20 protein-coding genes are annotated in these 19,462 nt (G+C 68.8%); 2 read left to right on the forward strand and 18 right to left on the reverse strand.

Annotated features, from left to right (window positions below; genetic code table 11):
• Positions 1 to 135: 135 nt before the first annotated feature.
• The 6 genes from ilvC to ABD655_RS10825 all read right to left on the reverse strand — a co-directional run bounded on the left by ilvC (position 136) and on the right by ABD655_RS10825 (position 7,569).
• Positions 136 to 1,161: a ketol-acid reductoisomerase gene (gene ilvC, locus ABD655_RS10800; RefSeq protein WP_344713873.1), complete on the reverse strand. Its 1,026-nt coding sequence runs from the start codon at positions 1,159 to 1,161 to the stop codon at positions 136 to 138.
• Positions 1,162 to 1,194: 33 nt separating this feature from the next.
• Entirely contained in the window at positions 1,195 to 1,704 is a 510-nt protein-coding gene (ilvN, locus tag ABD655_RS10805) for an acetolactate synthase small subunit (RefSeq protein ID WP_344713875.1), read from the reverse strand.
• A gap of 3 nt (positions 1,705 to 1,707) precedes the next feature.
• Positions 1,708 to 3,510 (reverse strand): acetolactate synthase large subunit, encoded by a 1,803-nt coding sequence (locus ABD655_RS10810; protein ID WP_344713876.1) that lies wholly within the window; start codon positions 3,508 to 3,510, stop codon positions 1,708 to 1,710.
• 41 nt (positions 3,511 to 3,551) lie between these two features.
• Positions 3,552 to 5,261, reverse strand: coding sequence for a dihydroxy-acid dehydratase (ilvD, locus tag ABD655_RS10815; RefSeq protein WP_344713877.1), 1,710 nt, complete (start codon positions 5,259 to 5,261; stop codon positions 3,552 to 3,554).
• Positions 5,262 to 5,350: 89 nt separating this feature from the next.
• Positions 5,351 to 6,148, reverse strand: a complete 798-nt coding sequence (gene otsB, locus ABD655_RS10820; RefSeq protein ID WP_344713879.1) for a trehalose-phosphatase — start codon at positions 6,146 to 6,148, stop codon at positions 5,351 to 5,353.
• Positions 6,148 to 7,569: an alpha,alpha-trehalose-phosphate synthase (UDP-forming) gene (locus tag ABD655_RS10825; protein ID WP_344713880.1), complete on the reverse strand. Its 1,422-nt coding sequence runs from the start codon at positions 7,567 to 7,569 to the stop codon at positions 6,148 to 6,150. Before ABD655_RS10825 ends, otsB begins: the two co-directional genes overlap by 1 nt.
• 134 nt (positions 7,570 to 7,703) lie before the next feature.
• Between ABD655_RS10825 and ABD655_RS10830 the strand changes: the two genes are divergently transcribed.
• Positions 7,704 to 7,958, forward strand: coding sequence for a hypothetical protein (locus tag ABD655_RS10830; RefSeq protein ID WP_344713882.1), 255 nt, complete (start codon positions 7,704 to 7,706; stop codon positions 7,956 to 7,958).
• Here ABD655_RS10830 and ABD655_RS10835 read toward each other — a convergent pair.
• The 4 genes from ABD655_RS10835 to ABD655_RS10850 form a co-directional block, all read right to left on the reverse strand.
• The gene (locus tag ABD655_RS10835) at positions 7,936 to 8,400 is read right to left on the reverse strand and encodes a GNAT family N-acetyltransferase (RefSeq protein WP_344713883.1); all 465 of its coding nucleotides are present in this window, start codon (positions 8,398 to 8,400) and stop codon (positions 7,936 to 7,938) included. The genes ABD655_RS10830 and ABD655_RS10835 overlap by 23 nt on opposite strands.
• A 152-nt stretch (positions 8,401 to 8,552) precedes the next feature.
• Positions 8,553 to 9,737, reverse strand: coding sequence for an acetyl-CoA C-acetyltransferase (locus ABD655_RS10840; RefSeq protein WP_344713884.1), 1,185 nt, complete (start codon positions 9,735 to 9,737; stop codon positions 8,553 to 8,555).
• Positions 9,734 to 10,402, reverse strand: coding sequence for a CoA transferase subunit B (locus ABD655_RS10845; RefSeq protein WP_344713886.1), 669 nt, complete (start codon positions 10,400 to 10,402; stop codon positions 9,734 to 9,736). Before ABD655_RS10845 ends, ABD655_RS10840 begins: the two co-directional genes overlap by 4 nt.
• A gap of 1 nt (position 10,403) precedes the next feature.
• Positions 10,404 to 11,180: a CoA transferase subunit A gene (locus ABD655_RS10850; protein ID WP_344713888.1), complete on the reverse strand. Its 777-nt coding sequence runs from the start codon at positions 11,178 to 11,180 to the stop codon at positions 10,404 to 10,406.
• Positions 11,181 to 11,288: 108 nt separating this feature from the next.
• Between ABD655_RS10850 and ABD655_RS10855 the strand changes: the two genes are divergently transcribed.
• Entirely contained in the window at positions 11,289 to 12,083 is a 795-nt protein-coding gene (locus tag ABD655_RS10855) for an IclR family transcriptional regulator (RefSeq protein WP_378721027.1), read from the forward strand.
• A 5-nt stretch (positions 12,084 to 12,088) separates the two neighbouring features.
• Here ABD655_RS10855 and ABD655_RS10860 read toward each other — a convergent pair whose 3' ends face one another.
• The 8 genes from ABD655_RS10860 to ABD655_RS10895 are packed head-to-tail and all read right to left on the reverse strand — an operon-like array spanning position 12,089 to position 19,451.
• Positions 12,089 to 13,003, reverse strand: a complete 915-nt coding sequence (locus tag ABD655_RS10860; protein WP_344713890.1) for an alpha/beta fold hydrolase — start codon at positions 13,001 to 13,003, stop codon at positions 12,089 to 12,091.
• On the reverse strand, positions 13,000 to 13,752 hold the full coding sequence (locus ABD655_RS10865; RefSeq protein ID WP_344713891.1) for a 3-hydroxybutyrate dehydrogenase: 753 nt from the start codon (positions 13,750 to 13,752) through the stop codon (positions 13,000 to 13,002). The genes ABD655_RS10860 and ABD655_RS10865 overlap by 4 nt, the downstream gene beginning before the upstream one ends.
• Entirely contained in the window at positions 13,749 to 14,432 is a 684-nt protein-coding gene (locus ABD655_RS10870) for a TetR/AcrR family transcriptional regulator (RefSeq protein ID WP_344713893.1), read from the reverse strand. The genes ABD655_RS10865 and ABD655_RS10870 overlap by 4 nt, the downstream gene beginning before the upstream one ends.
• Positions 14,416 to 15,981: a class I adenylate-forming enzyme family protein gene (locus tag ABD655_RS10875; protein WP_344713895.1), complete on the reverse strand. Its 1,566-nt coding sequence runs from the start codon at positions 15,979 to 15,981 to the stop codon at positions 14,416 to 14,418. The genes ABD655_RS10870 and ABD655_RS10875 overlap by 17 nt, the downstream gene beginning before the upstream one ends.
• Positions 15,978 to 17,102, reverse strand: coding sequence for a branched-chain amino acid ABC transporter permease (locus ABD655_RS10880; protein WP_344713897.1), 1,125 nt, complete (start codon positions 17,100 to 17,102; stop codon positions 15,978 to 15,980). The genes ABD655_RS10875 and ABD655_RS10880 overlap by 4 nt, the downstream gene beginning before the upstream one ends.
• Entirely contained in the window at positions 17,099 to 17,974 is an 876-nt protein-coding gene (locus ABD655_RS10885; protein WP_344713899.1) for a branched-chain amino acid ABC transporter permease, read from the reverse strand. Before ABD655_RS10885 ends, ABD655_RS10880 begins: the two co-directional genes overlap by 4 nt.
• Entirely contained in the window at positions 17,971 to 18,687 is a 717-nt protein-coding gene (locus tag ABD655_RS10890) for an ABC transporter ATP-binding protein (protein WP_344713901.1), read from the reverse strand. The genes ABD655_RS10885 and ABD655_RS10890 overlap by 4 nt, the downstream gene beginning before the upstream one ends.
• A complete protein-coding gene (locus ABD655_RS10895) occupies positions 18,684 to 19,451 on the reverse strand; it encodes an ABC transporter ATP-binding protein (protein ID WP_344713902.1) in 768 nt (255 codons plus the stop codon). The genes ABD655_RS10890 and ABD655_RS10895 overlap by 4 nt, the downstream gene beginning before the upstream one ends.
• Between the last annotated feature and the right edge of the window lie 11 nt (positions 19,452 to 19,462).

Below are 19,462 nucleotides of genomic sequence, written 5' to 3' on the forward strand. Positions count from 1 at the left end.
GCCGTGGGCCGGGCGAGTTCCGGGACGCTGTCCCAGATTCGGAAATGGCCGCCGGAATCGGAAGATCGCACTGGTCGTATCCGAATCCAGTGCGATCCTCCGATCTGCCGCCCGCGGTCGTCGCGGGCCGTGGGATCAGCGCGCGGCTGAACCCTCCGTGTAGTCCTCGTCGGTCTGCTTCCACGCGAACAGCGCGCGCAGCTCCTTGCCGGTCGCCTCGATCGGGTGGTTGGCGCCCTTCTCACGCAGCGCGAGGAACTCGGGGGCACCGGCATCCTGATCTGCGATGAAGCGCTTCGCGAACGCGCCCGACTGGATGTCGGCCAGGACCGCCTGCATGTTCTCCTTCACCCGCGGGTCGATGACGCGGGGGCCGGAGACGTAGTCGCCGTACTCGGCCGTGTCCGAGATCGACCAGCGCTGCTTGGCGATGCCGCCCTCCCACATGAGGTCGACGATGAGCTTGAGCTCGTGAAGGACCTCGAAGTACGCGATCTCGGGCTGGTAGCCCGCCTCGACGAGAGTCTCGAAACCGTACTGGACGAGCTGCGACGTGCCGCCGCAGAGGACGGCCTGCTCACCGAACAGGTCGGTCTCGGTCTCTTCGGTGAAGGTCGTCTTGATGACGCCGGCACGGGTGCCACCGATGGCCTTCGCGTACGACAGTGCCAGATCCCACGCCTGACCGGACGCGTCGCGCTCCACGGCGATGATGTCCGGGATGCCGCGACCGGCGACGAACTCGCGGCGCACGGTGTGGCCCGGCGCCTTCGGCGCGACCAGGATGACGTCCACGCCCTCGGGCGCGTCGATGTAGCCGAAGCGGATGTTGAACCCGTGTGCGAACGCGAGCGTCTTGCCCGGTGCCAGGTTGCCCTTGATCGAGTCGTTGTAGATGCCGCGCTGGTGCTGGTCGGGCGCCAGGATCATGATGACGTCTGCCCAGGCCGTCGCGTCGGCGACGGAGAGCACCTCGAAGCCGTCCTCCTGAGCCTTGGCAGCGGACTTCGAGCCGTCCTTGAGAGCGATGGCGACTTCGACGCCCGAATCACGGAGGTTCTGCGCGTGAGCGTGGCCCTGCGAGCCGTATCCGACGATCGCGACCTTCTTGCTCTGGATGAGCGACAGGTCGGCGTCGTTGTCGTAGAAGAGTTCGGCCATGGAATGTGTCTCCTTGTGTTTTCTGGTCTCTGGTCAGCCGCGCAGGACGCGTTCGGTGATGCTCTTGCCGCCGCGGCCGAGGGCGAGGAGCCCGGACTGCGCCAGTTCCTTGATGCCGAACGGCTCCAGAGCGCGGAGGAACGCGTCCACCTTGCCCTTGTCACCGGTCACCTCGACCACGAGAGCGTCCGAGGCGTAGTCGACGATGGATCCGCGGAAGAGGTTCACGACCTCGAGGACGTTTGAGCGGCTGGCGTTGTCGGCGCGCACTTTCACCAGCATGTGCTCGCGCTGCACCGACGAGGTCATGTCCAGCTCGACGATCTTGATGACGTTGACCAGCTTGTTCAGCTGCTTGGTCACCTGCTCGAGCGGCAGCTCCTCGACGTCCACGACGACCGTGATGCGCGAGAGACCCGGCACCTCGGTGACGCCCACGGCGAGGGATTCGATGTTGAAGCCGCGTCGGGCGAACAGCCCTGCGACGCGCGTCAGAAGACCGGGTTTGTCCTCCACGAGGAGGCTCAGCACGTGGCTCGGCATGACTCAGGCCTCCTCATCGAACGTCGGGGAGTGGTCTCGGGCGTACTGGACGTAGCTGTTGCTGACGCCCTGCGGCACCATCGGCCAGACCATCGCGTCGGCGCTCACCACGAAGTCGATGACGACGGGGCGGTCATTGGTCTCCAGCGCGAGTCTGATCGCGGCATCCACATCCTCTTCCTTCTCGACGCGGATCGCGAGGCAGCCGTACGCCTCCGCCAGCTTCACGAAGTCGGGGATGCGCACGGTGCCGTGTCCCGTGTTGAGGTCGGTGTGCGAGTACCGGCCGTCGTAGAAGAGGCTCTGCCACTGCCGCACCATGCCGAGCGAGGAGTTGTTGATGATCGCGACCTTGATCGGAATGTTGTTGATCGCGCAGGTGGCGAGCTCCTGGTTGGTCATCTGGAAGCATCCGTCGCCGTCGATCGCCCAGACGTGACGGTCGGGCTCGGCGACCTTGGCGCCCATGGCCGCCGGCACCGAGTAGCCCATGGTTCCGGCCCCGCCGGAGTTCAGCCACGCGTTCGGACGCTCGTACTTGATGAACTGCGCCGCCCACATCTGGTGCTGGCCGACCCCCGCGGCGAAGATGCCCTCGGGTCCGGTCAGCTCGCCGATCCGGGAGATGACGTACTGCGGGGACATGAGACCGTCGGTCGGCTGCGTGTAACCGAGCGGGAATTCATCGCGGAGCCCGTCGAGGAACGACCACCACTCCTCGGTGTCGGGCGCGGCGCCGTCGATCTGGCCGCGGAAGGCGGCTTCGAGGTCGACCAGGACGTCCTTGAGGTCGCCCACGATGGGCACGTCCGCGGTGCGGATCTTGCCGATCTCGGCGGGATCGATGTCGACGTGCACGACCTTCGCGTTGGGGGCGAACAGGGCCGCCTTGCCGGTCACGCGGTCATCGAAGCGCGCGCCGAGCGAGATGAGCAGATCGGCATCCTGCAGCGCCAGAACCGCCGGGACGGTGCCGTGCATTCCGGGCATGCCGAGGTGCTGAGGGTGCGAGTCGGGGAACGCCCCGCGTGCCATGAGCGTGGTGACCACCGGCGCACCGGTCGTCTCGGCCAGGGCGAGCAGCTCCTGCGACGCCTGGGAGCGGATGACCCCGCCGCCCACGTAGAGCACGGGCTTCTTGGCCTGTGCGAGCAGCTGCGCGGCGGCCTGGATCTGCTTGCCATGCGCCTTGGTCACCGGCCGGTATCCGGGCAGGTCGACCTTGGGCGGCCAGATGAACGGCACCTCGGCCTGCTGGGCATCCTTCGTGATGTCCACCAGCACCGGGCCGGGACGGCCCGTGCCGGCGATGTGGAAGGCGGCCGCGATCGCGCTGGGGATCTCTTCGGCCCGCTTGACCAGGAACGAGTGCTTCGTGATCGGCATCGTGATGCCGACGATGTCCGCTTCCTGGAACGCGTCGGTACCCATCAGGTTCGAGAAGACCTGGCCGGTGATGCACACGATCGGCACCGAGTCCATGTAGGCATCGGCGATCGCGGTGACGAGGTTGGTCGCCCCCGGCCCGGAGGTGGCGATCGCGACGCCGACCCTGTTGGATGCCGCGGCGTAACCCTCGGCGGCGTGACCCGCGCCCTGTTCGTGGCGGACGAGGATGTGACGCAGCTCGGTGCTGTCCATGAGGGGGTCGTATACGGGCAGGATCGCACCGCCGGGCAGACCGAAGACGTCGGTGACGCCGAGCAGTTCGAGCGAGCGGACGACCGCCTGAGCGCCCGTGAGCACAGGCGCGGATGCGCTGCGAGCGGGTGGCCGGGGAATGGCCGTGGCTGATTCGGCGGACATGATGATGATCCTCTGTCGAGAGATGGGTGTCTGGGGCAGGCCTAACCCGTAACCGCGCCCTCCGCAGCGGAGCGGACGAGTTTCGAGTACTTGGCAAGAACGCCACGGGTATAGCGCGGAGGAAGCGGCTCCCAGCCAGAGCGGCGGGAACCCAGCTCGGTCTCGTCGACGAGTAGGTCGAGAGTTCGAGCCGCGATATCGACCCGTATCAGATCACCATCGCGCACGAAGGCGATCGGACCTGCGTCCACCGCTTCGGGAGCTATGTGGCCGATGCACAGGCCGGTTGTGCCGCCTGAGAATCTGCCGTCCGTCAAGAGTAGTACATCTTTTCCGAGCCCGGCGCCCTTGATCGCGGCGGTGATGGCCAGCATTTCGCGCATCCCCGGGCCGCCCTTCGGGCCCTCGTAGCGGATGACAACGACATCGCCCGCGCCGATCCGGCCGGCCTCGAGGGCGTCCATGGCGGCACGCTCGCGTTCGAAGACTCGGGCCGGTCCTTCGAAGACGTTCGCGTCGAAGCCCGCCGACTTGACCACAGCGCCCTCGGGGGCCATCGTGCCGTGCAGGATGGTGATCCCGCCGGTCGCGTGGATCGGGTTGTCGAGGGTGTGGATCACAGTGCCGTCGACCGGGTCGGGGTTGAGCTCGCGGAGGTTCTCAGCCAGCGTCTTGCCGGTTACGGTGAGTGCATCGCCGTGCAGCAGACCCTCGTCGAGCATCGCCTTCATGATGACCGGGATGCCGCCGTGCCGATCGACGTCGTTCATCACGTACTGGCCGAACGGCTTCATGTCGGCGATGTGCGGCGTCTTGTCGCCGATGCGGTTGAAGTCGTGCAGGTTCAGCTCGACCTCGGCCTCGCGGGCGATGGCCAGCAGGTGCAGCACCACGTTGGTCGAGCCGCCGAGCGCCATCGCCAGTGCGATCGCGTTCTCGAACGCCTCCTTGGTGAGGATGTCGCCGGTGGTGATGCCGAGCCTCAGCAGGTTGACGACGGCTTCGCCGGAGCGGTGCGCGTAGTAGTCGCGGCGGCGGTCCGCGGCGGCCGGTGCAGCGGATCCGGGAAGACTCAGACCGAGCGCCTCGCCGACCGCGGCCATCGTGTTGGCGGTGTACATGCCACCGCAGGCACCCTCGCCGGGCGCGAACGCGCACTCGATCCGCTTGAGGTCGGCCTCGGTCATCCGGCCCGCGATGCAGGCGCCCACTCCCTCGAACGAGTCGATGATCGTGATTTCCTTCTCGGTGCCGTCGCTGAGTTTGACCCAGCCTGGGGCGATCGAGCCGGCGTACAGGAACACGCTGGAGAGGTTCAACCGGGCGCTGGCCATCAGCATCCCGGGGATGGACTTGTCGCAGCCGGCCAGGAGCACCGTGCCGTCCAGCCGCTCGGCCATGACGACGGTCTCGACCGAGTCGGCGATGACCTCACGCGAGACCAGCGAGAAGTGCATTCCTTCGTGACCCATCGAGATGCCGTCGGACACCGAGATCGTGCCGAACTGCAACGGGTAACCGCCGCCTGCGTGCACGCCCTCCTTGGCGCCCTGGGCGAGCCGGTCCAGACTCAGGTTGCACGGGGTGATCTCGTTCCAGCTGGATGCGATGCCGATCTGGGGCTTGTCCCAATCGGCGTCGCCCATTCCGACAGCGCGAAGCATGCCTCGAGACGTCGTGGCCTCGATGCCGTCGGTGACGACGCGACTGCGCGGCTTGATATCGATGCTGTTGTCGGGGTGAGAGGGCATTCGCCCAGTCTATTGCCGCGCGGCGGCCCGCTCCCCAGAGCGGCCCGCTTCCCGCGCGCTGCGGGACGGACCCGCCGAGCAGAGCGGGTCTACTCCCGCGCGGCGGTACGGATCCGCGCGAGCAGCTGCAGAGCGGCTGCCAGTTCCGGAATGCCGGCGACACGCACGGTCGCGGCCGTCTCGCCGCCGCCCACCCGAATGCCGAGGTCATCCGCGCCGAGGCTCGCCAGCGCGTCCTCGTCCGTGACGTCGTCGCCGGCGAACAGCACGGCCGTCGCACCGAGTCGCCGGCGAAGCGTCGCGATCGCGGAGTCCTTGCCTTCGTGCCGGAACGAGTACTCGACGATGTTGTGGCCGGTGCGACGCCGCCAGTGGGGCGCCCGCTTCTCGACGAGCCGGTCCGCGGCATCCCTCGAATATTGCGCGTCCTCAGGGCTGGCCATGCGCGTGTGGATGCCGAAGCCGAATGTCTTCGGCTCCACCCACACCCCGTCCAGGTCCGCGAGCTCGGCCGCCATGGCGTCGCGCAGCTCGTCGCGGAGGGCATCCGCCTCATCGTCGTCCTCGGTGGCGACCGGGCCCTCCCCGGGTATCCAGAACTCGGCACCGTGCGAACCCGCCAGGTGCACCGGCGATTCGTCGGCGTGCTCGGCGATCTCGCGCAGGTCGTGCAGGCTGCGCCCCGAGACGAACGCGACCAGGGTGTCGGGCGTGGCGGCGAGGGCGGCGACTGCGGCGGCCGCCTCGGGAAGGGCGCGGGCGTTCATCGGCTCGTCCTCGAGGGGGGCGAGGGTGCCGTCGAAATCCAGGGCGACCAACAGGCGATCGGATGCCGCCGACCTGCGCAGCGCCTCTTCGATCGCGGTCGGGTCATCGAGTGTGCTCATCAGTCCTTCTCCCTCTTGTTGCGGAAGACCGCGAGTGCGGCGAGGAACTCGCGCGACCAGTCTTCGACGCTGTGCTCGAGCACGCGCCGGCGCGCCGCGCGCATGCGGCGGCCCTGCTCGGCCGGCGGCATCTCCACGGCCCGCATCATCGCGTCCTTGAGCCCTTCGATGTCGTGCGGGTTGACCCGCACCGCAGTGCCCAGCTCGTCGGCCGCACCGGCGAATTCGCTCAGGATGAGCACGCCCCGATTGTCCACACGCGAGGCGACGTACTCCTTGGCGACCAGGTTCATGCCGTCGCGCAGCGCGGTGACGAGCATCACGTCGGCGGCGAGGAACAGCGCCACCATCTCCTCCCGGGGGTACGCCTGATGCAGGTATCGGATCGCGGTGTGACCCATCGTGTCGAAGTCGCCGTCGATGCGCCCGACGGTCAGCTCGATCTCGTCGCGCAGCTGGATGTACGCAGCGACGCGTTCACGACTGGGGCTGGCCACCTGCACCAGCGTGGTCTCCTCGACGTTGATGCGCCCTTCGGCCAGCAGTTCGCCATAGGCCTTGAGCCGGTGGCTGATGCCCTTCGTGTAATCGAGCCGGTCGACTCCGAGGAAGATCCGCTTCGGATTGCCCAGGGATTCACGGATCTCGCGTGCGCGGGCCTTCACATTTTCGTTGCGGGCGAGTTCGATGTACGACGACGCGTCGATGGAGATCGGGAATGCCTTGGCGAGGGCGAGGCGTGTCGTGCCGACCCCGTGCGGAACGGAGATTCCCGACGCCTTGGTGTCGTAGCGGAGCTGGCGACGGACCGCGCGGGCGAAGTTGCCGGCATCGGCCACCCGTTGGAACCCGATCACGTCTGCCCCGAGAAGCCCTTCGAGCACCTGACGTCGCCACGGCAGCTGCGAGAACAGGCCGTATGCCGGGAAGGGAATGTGGTGGAAGTAGCCGATCGTGACGTCGGGTCGCATCTCGCGGAGCATCTTCGGCACCAGCTGGAGCTGGTAATCCTGCACCCACACGATCGCGTTCTCGGCCGCCGCCGCCGCCGACGCCTCCGCGAACCGCTGATTGACGCGCACGTACGCGTCCCACCAGACGCGGCTGTAGCGCGGCTCGGAGATCACATCGTGGTACAGCGGCCAGATGGTGTCGTTCGAGAAGCCCTCGTAGTAGAGCTCGACGTCCTCCGCGGTCAGCGTCACCGGGACCAGGTGGGTGCCCTCGAAGTCGAAGGGCTCGACATCCAGGTCGGGTTGGCCCGCCCAGCCGACCCAGGCGCCGTCCGCCTTCTGCATCACCGGCTCGAGGGCCGTGACAAGGCCGCCCGGCGAACGCCGCCACGCCTCCGCGCCCTCACCGTCAACAGTCCGGTCTACCGGCAAACGGTTGGCGACGACGACGAACTCTGCCTTGGTCACGAGGCTCCTGACGGTGGACGAGACGCTGAGCTCCCAGGCTACCGTCCGGCACTTGCCCCGACCGGCCCGTTGACGCGGGCGGCGACCGATGTCAAGAGGCGGCGTGATTTTCGGCCGCGCGCTAGCGTGGGGGGATGCGCAAGTATCTGTTCGGCACCGGCCTCCTCACGGCGATCACGGGCGGCATCACCCTGCTGAGGGCGCTCCGAGACGATGCCCCGTTCACCTGGCGCACCGCCCTGGGGTGGCTCAGCTGGGGCATCACACTCGCCCTCGCCATCGGCGCGGTCATCGACACCCGACGCGCCTCGCACGGCGCGATCATCGCCAGCGACTCCCCCGTTCACGGCAAGGAGCAGAAGCTGCTCAAGAAGAGGCTGCGGGCGTAGCCGGAAGCGCGATCTCGTACTGCACGAACCCCGAGTGGCGTGCGACGCGATCGTAGAGTTCCCGGGCCCTGCGGTTGTCCGTGCTGGTGAGCCAGTAGACCTTGGCGCATCCGGCTTCCTGTGCCCACGTCCGCACGTGCTGGATCAGCGACGCGCCCGCGCCGCCCCCACGCGCATCCGCGCTGACGAAGAGATCCTCGAGATAGCAGTACGACCCGGCCGACCACGTCGCCGGGTGGGTCAGCCAGTGCACGAGGCCGATTGCCGTTCCGGCGCCGTCGCGCGCGAGCGCGCCGTGCAGCTCGGTGCCGTCGATCAGGCGCGCGAACGTGAGCTCGGTCTGTGCGGCCGGCAACTCGGTCTCGTAGAACTCGAGGTAGCCCCGCCACAGCGCGAGCCACTCGTCGTGATCGGCGGCCGTGAGCGCGCTGATCGTGTTCATAGCGAGAACTCTAGTCCGGGCACCTCGGGCTCCCGTTCCGTTCCGTCCCGCGAGCTCACGGGTTGGCGCCGAGTGCACGGCCCAGCCGCGTCGAGAAGGCGTGCACTCGACGCGAAGTCGTGCACTCGGCGAGAGAAGCGGGGCCTTACGGCTCAGCGAGTCAGGATCAGCGCTTCGCCTTGCCCGCCGCCGCCGCACAGGGCGACAGCCGCGGTTCCGCCGCCGCGGCGCACCAGTTCGTGCACCATGTGGACCACGAGCCGGTTGCCCGACGCGCCGATCGGGTGTCCGATCGCGATGCCGCCGCCGTGGATGTTCACCACGTCGTCGGACAGCCCGAGTTCGTGCTGTGAGCGGGCGACGACCGCCCCGAAGGCCTCGTTGATCTCGACGATGTCGAGGTCGGCCGGCGTGATCCCCTGCTTCTGGCACGCCTTCTCGATGGCGCGAGCGGGCTGCGCGTGCAGCGAGTTGTCCGGTCCCGCGACCTGACCCGAGGCCCCCACGACCGCCAGCACCGGCCAGCCGTTGGCGTCGGCGTGCGAGCGTCGCGTCAGCACGACGGCGGATGCGCCGTCGGAGATCTGCGAGGAGTTGCCGGCGGTGATGGACCCGCCCTCGGCGAACGCGGCGCGCAGCCTGCCGAGCGTGTCGACCGTGGTCTCGGGGCGGATGCCCTCGTCGGTGGTGACGACCAGCGGGTCCCCCTTGCGCTGCGGAATCTCGACCGGCACGATCTCCGCCGCGAACACGCCCGCGTCGGTCGCGCGGGCGGCGCGCTGATGCGAGCGGGCGGCCACAGCATCCTGCATCTCGCGGGTCACCTCGAGTCGCTCGTTGTGACGCTCGGTGGAGGCGCCCATGCTCTCGCGGTCATACGCGTCGGTCAGTCCGTCGTACGCCATGTGGTCCAGCACTTCGACCGAACCGTAGGTCCAGCCCTCACGCGAGTTCATCAGCAGGTGCGGCGCGCGGGTCATCGACTCCATGCCCGCAGCCACCACGACCGTCGCGTCGCCGACGGCGATCATGCGCGCTCCGTCGATGATCGCGGTCAGCCCCGACAGGCACACCTTGTTCACCGATCCCGAGTGCACGTCCCAGGGGATGCCGGCGCCCACGGCCGCCTGCCGCGCCGGGTTCTGGCCGGCTCCGGCAGGAAGCACCTGTCCGATGAGCACCGCGTCGACATCCTCGGGGGCGATCCCGCCCCCCGCGAGTGCTCCGCGGATCGCGGTGCTGCCCAGCTGCACCGCGGTGAGCGGAGCGAGCTGTCCCTTCAGACGGCCCTGCGGCGTGCGGGCGGCAGCGACGATGACGACGTCCTCGGTGTTCATGCGTCCACCTTAACCGTGGTCGTGGTGAGGTGCTCCGCGACGATCAGCGGCGGTTCGGTCGCCGCGATCACCTCGTCGACGGTCACGCCGGGGGCGGTCTCGACCAGGACCAGACCGGCATCCGTCACGTCGATCACGGCGAGGTCCGTGATGATGCGGTGCACGACGCCCTTGCCGGTCAGCGGCAGCGAGCAGGAATCGACGATCTTCGCGGATCCGTCCTTGGCGACGTGCTCCATCAGCACGATGACCTTGGCCGCGCCGTGCACGAGGTCCATCGCGCCTCCGGGGCCCTTGACCATCTTTCCGGGGATCATCCAGTTCGCCAGGTCGCCGGATGCCGAGACCTGCATGGCCCCGAGGATCGCGGCGTCGATCTTGCCGCCGCGGATCATGCCGAAGCTGGTCGCGGAGTCGAAGAAGGCCGCGCCGGGCAGGACGGTGACGGTCTCTTTTCCGGCGTTGATCAGATCAGGGTCCACGTTCGCCTCGGTCGGGTACGGACCGACCCCCAGGATGCCGTTCTCGGACTGCAGGATGACCGTCACGCCGTCGGGGACGAAGTTGGGCACCAGCGTCGGCAGGCCGATACCGAGGTTGACGTAGGAGCCGTCGCTCAGCTCGGCGGCGGCGCGGGCTGCCATCTCGTTGCGGGTGAGGACCATGTCAGTTCCCTTCCGTCGCGGTGACGGTTCGTCGCTCGATGCGCTTGTCGATGTCGGCGCCGACCTCGACGATGCGGTGCACGTAGATTCCCGGCAGGTGGATCTGGTCGGGGTCGAGTTCGCCCGGTTCGACCAGTTCCTCGACCTGAGCGATGCAGATCCGACCCGCCATCGCGGCCAGCGGATTGAAGTTGCGGGCCGCCTTGTTGAAGATCAGGTTGCCGTAGCGGTCGCCGCGCAGCGCGTGCACGAGCGAGAAGTCGGTCTGGATCGCCTCTTCGAGCACGTATTCACGGGGCTCTCCCGACACGTCCAGCGTGCGCACGTCCTTCACCGGGGATGCCACCGCCACTCCCCCGTGGCCGTCATAGCGGCGCGGCAAGCCTCCCTCGGCGACTTGCGTGCCGACACCGGTCTGCGTGTAGAACGCGCCGATGCCGGACCCGCCGGCACGCAGCTTCTCGGCCAGCGTGCCCTGCGGGGTGAGCTCGAGTTCGAGCTCACCGGAGAGGAACTGCCGCTCGAACTCCTTGTTCTCTCCGACGTACGACGAGGTCATCTTGCGGATCCGCTTCGCGTTGAGCAGGATTCCCAGGCCCCAGTCGTCGACGCCGCAGTTGTTGCTGACGATGCTCAGATCACCCGTGCCCTGTGCCAGCAGTGCCTCGATGAGGGCGATCGGATTGCCCGAGAGCCCGAATCCCCCGACGGCGAGTGTCGCGCCGTCCGGGATGTCGGCGACCGCCTCAGCGGCGGACGCGTAAGTCTTGTCGATCACGTGCGACTCCTGTGTCTGGGGGAAACTCGTGCTTCCATCCTGTGCGCGACTGCGGCAGACCGCGACGCATGCTGTCGCCATGTGGATCGCGCACGGCATACTGTCCATATGGTGGACACTCCGCGCGAACGATCGGTGCCCGGCGCGCAGTCGGTGGCGCGGGCCGCCCGTCTGCTGCGCCTCGTGACCGGCGCTGGCGACGAGGGGCTCACGGCGGCGGACCTCGCGCGCCACGCCGACCTGACGCGCCCCACCGCGCATCGGCTGCTGGCTGCGCTGCGACAGGAAGGGCTCGTCGATCAGGACGAGAAGAGCGGGCGGTGGATGCCGGGCCCCGAGCTGTATCTCATGGGAACGGCCGCGGCATCCCGGTATGACATCACCGGAATCGCACGCGACATCGTGCGCTCCCTCGCTGTGCGGACGGAAGAGAGCGCGTTCCTCTCGGTGCGACGCGGAGACGAGACGGTGTGCCTGCTCCGCGAGGAGGGCAGCTTTCCGATCCGGTCGTTCGTCCTCTCCGAGGGCGTGCGGTTCCCTCTCGGCGTTGCCTCGGCCGGCCTGGCGATCCTCGCGTTCCTGCCACCCCACGATGTGGACGCCTATTTCGAGCGGCATCCGGAACTGCCGGCCAAGTGGGGTGCGGCGCACGGCGAGAAGCGCCTCCGCACCCGCCTGCGCGAGACGCAGGAGCGCGGCTACGCCCTGAACCCCGGTCTGATCGTCGAGGGCAGTTTCGGTCTCGGCGCCGCGGTGTTCACGCGCGCGGGCGAGCCGCAGTGGGCGCTCAGCCTGACCGGCGTGCAGTTCCGGTTCGGACCCGATCGGCTCGCCGACCTGGGTCGCACGCTGCTCGCCCACGCGCATCAGCTCACGACGCGCGTCGCCGCGACCGCCCGCTGACCTCGTCAGGACAGGACGGCAGCGGACGCGAGCGCGAGCTGATCGCGGACGACGTCGGCGACGGCATCCGCCCCGCGCTCGGACAGCACGATCGTGTAGTGATTGACGTCGCTGACCGCGACATGGGTGATTCCGGGGTGCGCGGACAGCAGGTCCGGCAGCCGGTCCGCGGCGTAGAGCGCCGGCAGCTGATCCAGCAGCCCGCGCTCGGCGGTCAGCAGGGCCGTCGGATGCCGCAGCCGGGCCAGCGCCTCGGCGATCGCCGTCCCGGTGTTCTGGTCCATCGAGTCCTCTTCGAGGGTCGCATAGCGAGTCGCCGGGCGAAGCTCCGGCTCCTCGCCGACCAGGTCGTACGCGAAGTACGCCTCGAGCGCGGGCGTCCAATCGCGTGTGAACGCCGGGTGCGCACGCCAGAAGTCGAGGTAGGCCTCCACCGAGGCGAAGCGCATCGCGAGTCTCTCGGCGGTGGGCCCGAGAACGAGACGGATGACCTCGTCGGCGGAAAGCTCGTCCGGCACGTCCAGAGGCAGCCCGCCGTCGACGAGAACCAGGCGCGAGACGCGCTCCGGGTACCGCTCGCCGAGCACCAGCGCGACGAACGCGCCCATGGAGTGGCCGACGACGACCGCACGGTCGATTCCGAGCGCGTCGAGCACGGCGACCAGGTCCCGGGCGTGCGCGTCCAGTCCGGCCGAGCCGGTGAGCTCGTTGCTGCGGCCCCGCCCCCGCAGGTCCGGCGCGATCACGCGCGCGAACGGCAGGCGGTCGGCCACCAGCGGCCAGGACAGGTGGGATGCCGTCACGCCATGGATCATCAGGACGGCGGGTGCGGCATCCGCTGTGCCGTTCTCCGGCTCCCAGATGCCTACGTGCAGGTCGCCGCCGGCGACGGGGACCTCGGCGGTGCGGTAGCGGCTCATCGAGCCGTCCACCCGCCATCCATCGTGTAGGACGCGCCGGTGACCATGCCGGCCTTGTCGGAGACGAGCCACCCCACCAGCGATGCGACCTCTTCCGGCTCGATGAGCCGCTTGATCGCATTCTCGGTCAGCAGCACCTTCTCGAGCACCTCGTCCTCGGGGATGCCGTGCACCCGCGCCTGGTCGGTGATCTGGTGCTCGACCAGCGGGGTGCGCACGTACGACGGGTTGATGCAGTTGCTCGTCACCCCGTGCGCGGCCCCCTCCAGAGCGGTGACCTTGGAGAGTCCTTCGAGCCCGTGCTTGGCAGTGACGTACGCGGACTTGAACGCGCTCGCGCGCAGACCGTGCGCGCTCGACACATTGACGACTCGGCCCCACCCGCGGCGGTACATCCCCGGCAGCACGGCGCGGATGAGCAGGAACGGGGATTCGACCATGAGCCGCTGCATCAGCCGGAATGTCTCGGGGTCGAACTCGGGAATCGGGCTCACCCGCTGGATGCCCACGTTGTTGACGAGGATGTCCGCGTCGAGGGCGAGGTCCTCGAGCTGCTTCGTATCGGCCAGATCGATCAGCCACGGGTCCCCGCCGACCTCGTCGGCGATCGATTCGGTCAGGTAGACGTGGTGGTCCGCCACGACGACGTGCGCGCCGCGCGCCGCGAACTCGTGCACGCAGGCGAGCCCGATGCCGCTGGCACCGCCGGTGACGACCGCGCGTTTGCCCGCCAGATCCTGATCCGTCATGGCTTCCCCCCTTGCTCGCGACGCGGCGCGAGTGCGTTGTCGATGAACCTCATCATGTCGTCGAAGACCTTCGGGTCGAGCACCGACGGCGGTTTTCCCTGCGCGTCGCGCTCCCAGAGCAGGAAGCGCATGCCGATCAGCTCGCCCATGCCCATCAGCGCCCACGCGGTCACCTCGGGGTCGAGCGCACGGTCGACGTCGCCGGCCGTCTGCGCGGCGCTCAGCCCTGCCTCATAGCCTTCGACGATGCGCGTGTAGTGCAGACGCAGAGTCTCGGGCGAGACGAACTCGGCCTCGCGCACCACGCGATACAGCGCGGGATGCTCGGCCGTGAAGTGGAAGAACCCGGTGAAGCCCGCACGCTCGGCCTCGAGACGCGAGGACGCGCCGGCCATCGCCTCGGACATGGAATGGCGGACCCGCCGGTTGAGGTCGATCACGAGCGCCTCGAAGATCGACTGCTTGCTGTCGAAGTACAGATAGAAGGTGCCGAGTCCGATTCCGGCCCGCTCGGTGATCTTCACGATGGATGCCTCGTGATATCCCTGCTCGGCGAAGACGACTTCGGCAGCCTCGAGCAGCCGGCGGCGGGTCGCCTCACCGCGCTTGGTCAGCGGGCGTCCGGTCGCAGACGACACCGACCCGGGTTCACCACCGATCAGCTCATCGGGAATCGTCATGGTGCACACCCTCCAGGAGCTGTCGCGCGCGGTCGCGCAGGCGCGGCCGCGCGAGCTTCTCGATGGTCGAGCGCGGCAGCGACTCGACGATTTCCACGTGCACGGGGATCTTGAACGAAGCGAGGTTCCGGCGCGCGTGGGCGAGCACCTCGTCTGTCGAGAGCATCGCGCCGGCGGTCGGAACGACGAAGGCCACTCCCCGCTCGCCCCAGACCGGGTCGGGCACTCCGACGACGGCGGCGGACTCGATCAGCGGATGCAGGCAGAGCGCGAGCTCGACCTCGGCAGGGGCGACGTTCTCGCCGCCCGAGATGAAGATGTCCTTGATCCGGTCGACGACGCGGTAGACACCCGCGGCGTCGCGGTGCACCAGGTCGCCGGTGCGCAGCCACTCCCCGACCATCGCCGCTGCGGTCGCGGCCTCATCGTCCAGGTAGCCCGCGAACACGCTCGGCCCGCGGACCCACAGCTCGCCGGTGGCCTCTCCCTCGAGCGGAAGCCCGGTCGCGGGGTCGGCGATCCGCACAGTGACGTGCGGGTACGGGCGCCCTACGGCGCCGGGATGCGCGGTGGCGTCGTGGGCGGGCAGCTGCAGCACATTCGGCGCCGCCTCGGTGAGCCCGTATCCCTGGGTCAACGCCAGTCCGCGCGCGGCCCACGCGTCGTGCAGTTCGGCGGGCAAGGTCGCCCCGCCGACGAGCGCCAGGCGCAGACACGAGACATCCGTCACGCCCCACTGCCGGTCGCGGGTGAGCATCGCGTACTGCGTGGGCACGCCCATCATGGCCGTCACCCGTCGTTCGTGGATCAGCTGCAGCACCCGCGCCGGCTGGAAGGACCGCTCGAGCACGACCGTCGCACCCACCCACCAGGCCAGGAGCGGCTGGCAGTTCCAGGCGGCCACGTGGAACTGCGGCAGCATCGCGAGGACCACGTCGTCCTGCGTCAGCGGCAGCGCCTGCGAGAGCGCCAGGTTGTTCCAGAAGCAGTTGGCATGGGTCAGCACGACGCCCTTGGGGGCGGCCTCGCTGCCCGAGGTGAAGATGATCAGCAGCGGGTCGTCATCGCGGACATGCCGCATCGGACGCGGCTCTCGCGGGGACGGCACGACCGCCTCGACACCGGTCGAGCCGAGGGGGGCCAGCGGCGGGATGACCTCGAGTGCCCGCAGCGCCTCAGCGGCGAGCGAGCCGTACTCGTCGTCGATGAGCACGAGCGCGGGGTCGGTGCGACGCAGCACCTCACCCAGTTCTCGCGCGGTCAGACGCCACGACAACGGGACGAACGCGACGCCGGCGAGCGCGCACGCGAAGAACGCGACGACGTGGTCGGTGGAGTTGCCCGAGATGGTCGCCAGCCGCGAGCCGGGCCCGTACCCGACCCGGCGGAGCCCGTCGGCCAGGTCGGTCGCGCGCAGGGCGAGGGTCGCGTAGTCGATCGTGACGCCGCGGTCGTCGATCGCGATGCGTGCTGGGGACTGGGCGGCGCGGGCGATGAGCCAGCGCCCGATCGTGTGCGGCCCGTCTTCGACGGCCGTGTCCCCGCTCATACGCGCACCTCGGCGGGAACGTCGGTCTCGGCATCCGCATCGTCCATGCTCTGCAGCGACAGACGCACGCGCTCGCCACGACGGCGACGCCACCACGCATCGATCGTGCCGGCGATGCCTCCCGGCAGGAACATGACCACCAGGATGAACAGGACGCCGAGGAGGAACAGCGGCTCGGACAGCGGAATGCGCAGCACGTCGGGAAGCCCCGCGACGAGCTCCGACCCCGCCACGACCGTGAGGCGCTGGTCCAGCAGTGTGTACAGCACGCCCCCCACGATGGCACCCCACCGGAACCCGACGCCACCGAGGACGACCATCACGAGGATCGTGATCGTCAGGTCGGCCGATACGGAGCGGGGCACGGTGCCGGACTGCAGCAGCATGTAGGCGACTCCGGCCAGGCTCGCCAGCACGCCGGCGATCACGAAGACCAGAAGCTTCGCGCGGTACGGACGCAGGCCGAGCACGCGCACACGCTGCTCGTTCTCCCGCGTCGCGCGGGCCAGGTGCCCGAGGCGCGACGTGTCGACCCAGAGCGTGACGAGGTAGACGATCACCAGCACGGCCAGCGCGAACCAGTACAGGTTGCGGGTGTTCACCACCCCGACCAGCAGATCGGGCACCTGCTCGGTGTTCAGGCTCAGGCCTTCTTCGCCCCCGGTGATGCCGGAGTTGCGGCGCACCAGCACCGACCCTGCCTGCGCGAAGGCGAGGGTGACCATCGCGAACGGGATGCCGGACACCCGCATCGCGACGGCGCCGGTGACGAAGGCGATTCCCATTCCGCCGATGAGGGCGACGAAGATGCCGGGAAACAGCGGCACGCCGAAGTGCTCGAGCGCGATGCCCAGACCGTAGGCGCCGGCGCCGAAGTACAGCGCATGCCCGAAGGACAGCATCCCGGCCGAGCCGAGCAGCAGGTTGTACGACAGCGCGAGGGCCGCGAACACCATGCACAACGAAAGCAGGGCCAGTGTGCCCGGCATGTACGTCGGCGTGGGCAGGATGCCGGGAATCGAGATGTTCAGCAGCGGCAGCACCGCCATGAGCACCACGAGGGAGGCGCCGACGACGACGGGGATCCACTTCCCCGGTCCCTGAGCCTGTCGAAGGGTCATGCCTTCCTCCCGAGGATGCCGGACGGTCGCACCAGCAGCACGAGCGCGAGCAGGATGACGACGATGAAGTCGCCGGTCCCGTTCAGGTACGAGTTGGCGAATTGCTGCAGGACGGCGACCAGCACGGAGGCGATCGCGGCGCCGGTGAGTGAGCCGAGGCCCCCGATCACGGTGACGATGAACGCGAAGATCAGCAGCGTCGAACCGAGGTGCGCCGAGACGAACGTCGTGTAGTGCATCGCCAGCACTCCGCCGATGCCCGCTGCGGCACCGCCGATCGCGAAGACGAGGGTGAACGAGCGCCGCACGTCGATGCCCAGCGCCGTCACCATCGAGCGGTTCTCGACGCCGGCGCGGATGATCATGCCGTAGCGGGTCTTCTGCAGGAAGATCACCAGCGCGCTCAGGACGAGCAGTGCGGCGATCATGAGCACCCAGTACGTGTTCGGGATGCGCGCGCCGAGTACCTCGGTGGTCTGCTTGAGCCACGGCGGCCCGGCGATGTTGACCGGGTCGGTGCCCCAGATCCCCTCGAACAGGGCGACGGCGGCGAAGGACAGACCGACGGTGACCAGCACCTGTTCGATGTGCCTCTCGTACAGCGGTCGGATCAGCACCAGCTCGGTGAGGGTCGCGAACACGGCACCGACCAGGGCGCCGACCCCGATCGAAAGGAGGAACGAGACCCACGACTCCGTGCCGAGCGCCTGCGCCACGAGCCAGCCGATGAACGCGCTGAGGGTGAGGAAGGCCCCGTGGGCGAAGTTGAGCACGTGCATGAGGCCGTAGATGAGGCTCAGGCCCGAGGCGACGAGGAAGTAGAGCGCGCCGAGTCCGACGCCGGTGATGAGGGTGAGGACGAGCATGCTCATGCGCCCACCTCCGCATGCACACCGAGCAGCCGACGGGTCAGGTCGTCGTCGTCGAGGATCTCGCGGGCGCGGCCGGTGTGCACGACGCGGCCGCCGCCGATCACGATCGCACCGTCCGCGAGGCGGCGGACGACCTCGAGGTTCTGCTCGACGAGAAGGATCGGCACGATCTTGGATGCCTCCAGGAGCGCGTCGGTCACCTCCGTGACGATCCTCGGCGCGAGCCCCTTGGTGGGCTCGTCCACAAGAAGAAGACGGTTGTCATTCAGCAGGGCGCGGGCCACCGACACCATCTGCTGCTGGCCGCCCGAGAGCGTGCCGGCCATCTGGTCGCGACGCTGCACGAGGTCGGGGAACAGCGCATCGACGAACTCCCGGCGCGGATTCTTCTGGCGCTCGGCGATGGCGAGGTTCTCGGCGACCGTCAGCTTGGCGAACACCTCACGGTCCTCGGGTACGTAGCCGACCCCGCGCTGCACGATCCGGTGCGTCGGCAGGCCGTCGATGCGTTCACCGGCCAGCGTGACTTCGCCGCGGCGGGAGATCAGGCCCAGGATGCCGCGCAGCGTCGAGGTCTTGCCCACCCCGTTGCGTCCGAGGACCGCGGTGATGCCGGTCGCCGGCACCGAGAACGTGACGTCCTCGACGACCTGCTGTCCGGCGATCGAACAGCGCAGGTTGCGCACCTCCAGGATGCTGGTGGCGGCGGTCATGCGGCCGCCGTTCCGAGATAGGCGCTCTGGACGAGCGGGTTGTCCATGATGTTCTGGGGAGTGTCGTAGGCGATGATGCTGCCGAAGTACATCACCGCGACCTTCTGCACCAGGCCCATGAGGACATCGATGTGGTGCTCGACCATCAGCACCGTGCAGCCGTTCTCGCGCTGCATGTCGCGGATGTTCTCGACGAGGCCTGAGACGTCTCCCGAGCCGACGCCGGCCATCGGCTCGTCGAGCAGGACGATGCTCGCGTTGGTCACCAGCAGCACGGCGATCTCGAGCTTGCGCTTGTCTCCGTGCGAGATGTCACCGGCCGCGTGGTCGAGCTTGTGCGTGAGCCCGACGGCCTCGAGCTTGGCCCGTGCCAGCTCGGTGGCGGCATCCGTTCGTCGCGGGAATCGCAGCAGCGAATAGTCGCCGCCGAGCGAGACCTGCGCCGCGAGGCGCACGTTCTCGAGGACGCTGAGCCTCGGGAACAGGCTCGAGGTCTGAAAGGTGCGCCCCAGCCCCGCCCGCGCCCGGGCGGGCACGGACGCTGAAGTGATGTCGTTCCCGTGCATCAGGACGCGTCCTGACGTGGGCTTCATCAGGCCGGAGATCACGTTGAACAGCGTGGTCTTGCCGGCGCCGTTGGGCCCGATGACGCCGACGAGCGAGCCGGCGGCGACATCGAGTTCGACATCCTTGAGGATCGTCGCGCCGCCGATCTGCAGGCCGAGGCCGTCGATCTTCAACGCGGACGGGGCGGGGGTGCTCATGCTGCTGCCGT

It is taken from the genome of Microbacterium terregens, from assembly GCF_039534975.1.
GTDB classification, from domain to species: domain Bacteria; phylum Actinomycetota; class Actinomycetes; order Actinomycetales; family Microbacteriaceae; genus Microbacterium; species Microbacterium terregens.